Here is a 1,880-nt window from a genome sequence, read left to right as displayed (position 1 = left end):
ACACTTGCGTGGCAACGTCCTACTCTCACAGGACCAAAGGTCCAACTACCATCGGCGCTAAGAAGCTTAACTGCTGTGTTCGGCATGGGAACAGGTGTATCCTTCTTGCCTTCATCACCACACACAGTGTCTGTTGTTATTTTTTTTAGAGTGCTTGATTGATCACTCAAAACTGAATACTCTCAACAAAATCAGACCATACCGTCAAATTGTTCTCGTGGTTAAGTCCTCGACCGATTAGTACTAGTCCGCTCCGTACATCGCTGCACTTCCACTTCTAGCCTATCTACCTGATCGTCTCTCAGGGGTCTTACTCACTTGCGTGATGGGAAATCTCATCTTGAAGCTGGCTTCGCACTTAGATGCTTTCAGCGCTTATCCATCCCACACATAGCTACCCAGCGATGCTCCTGGCGGAACAACTGGTACACCAGCGGTGTGTCCATCCCGGTCCTCTCGTACTAAGGATAGCTCTTCTCAAATTTCCTACGCCCGCGACGGATAGGGACCGAACTGTCTCACGACGTTCTGAACCCAGCTCGCGTACCGCTTTAATGGGCGAACAGCCCAACCCTTGGGACCGACTTCAGCCCCAGGATGCGATGAGCCGACATCGAGGTGCCAAACCTCCCCGTCGATGTGAACTCTTGGGGGAGATAAGCCTGTTATCCCCAGGGTAGCTTTTATCCGTTGAGCGATGGCCCTTCCATGCGGTACCACCGGATCACTAAGCCCGACTTTCGTCCCTGCTCGACTTGTAGGTCTCGCAGTCAAGCTCCCTTCTGCCTTTGCACTCTACGAATGATTTCCAACCATTCTGAGGGAACCTTTGGGCGCCTCCGTTACTCTTTAGGAGGCGACCGCCCCAGTCAAACTGCCCACCTGACACTGTCTCCCGTTTCTTAAACGCGGGTTAGAGGGTTCATATCACAAGGGTAGTATCCCACCATTGCCTCCATGTAGACTGGCGTCCACACTTCTAAGGCTCCTACCTATCCTGTACATGTCACACAAACACTCAATATCAAGCTACAGTAAAGCTCCATGGGGTCTTTCCGTCCTGTCGCGGGTAACCTGCATCTTCACAGGTACTATAATTTCACCGAGTCTCTCGTTGAGACAGTGCCCAGATCGTTACGCCTTTCGTGCGGGTCGGAACTTACCCGACAAGGAATTTCGCTACCTTAGGACCGTTATAGTTACGGCCGCCGTTTACTGGGGCTTCAATTCGTACCTTCGCTTGCGCTAAGCACTCCTCTTAACCTTCCAGCACCGGGCAGGCGTCAGCCCCTATACGTCATCTTTCGATTTGGCAGAGACCTGTGTTTTTGATAAACAGTCGCCTGGGCCTATTCACTGCGGCTGACATTGCTGTCAGCACCCCTTCTCCCGAAGTTACGGGGTCATTTTGCCGAGTTCCTTAACGAGAGTTCTCTCGATCACCTCGGAATACTCTTCCTGACTACCTGTGTCGGTTTGCGGTACGGGTTGGTTAACACTCACTAGAAGCTTTTCTCGACAGTTTGATTTGCCACCTTCGCTACTTAATTTCGCTCCAGGTCACACCTCGTGGTTAGATAATCGTAAGCATTTGACTCACAATCCCACTTGATGCTTCTACATCCTCTTCCATCCGGATGCGTGGCGCTACCTCCTGTGTCCCTCCATCGTTCAAACATGTTACCCAAGTACAGGAATCTCTACCTGTTGTCCATCGCCTATACCTATCGGCTTCGGCTTAGGTCCCGACTTACCCTGGGAGGACGAGCCTTCCCCAGGAAACCTTAGTCAATCGGTGGACGGGATTCTCACCCGTCTTGCGCTACTCATACCGGCATTCTCACTTCTATGCGCTCCACAGCTCCTTACGGTACTGCTTC

2 rRNA genes are annotated in these 1,880 nt (G+C 51.7%); both read right to left on the bottom strand.

Annotation, left to right across the window (positions count from 1 at the left end):
- Positions 1-6 precede the first annotated feature (6 nt).
- Positions 7-122 (bottom strand): 5S ribosomal RNA (gene rrf / locus ACTQ5J_RS13380).
- 95 nt (positions 123-217) lie between these two features.
- Positions 218-1,880: ribosomal RNA gene (locus ACTQ5J_RS13375) — 23S ribosomal RNA — on the bottom strand; the annotation flags it as partial.

Origin of the sequence: Fundicoccus sp. Sow4_F4 (genome assembly GCF_052116145.1) — a bacterium.
Classification (GTDB): Bacteria; Bacillota; Bacilli; order Lactobacillales; family Aerococcaceae; genus Fundicoccus.
This window is presented reverse-complemented; position numbering and strand designations above follow the sequence as displayed.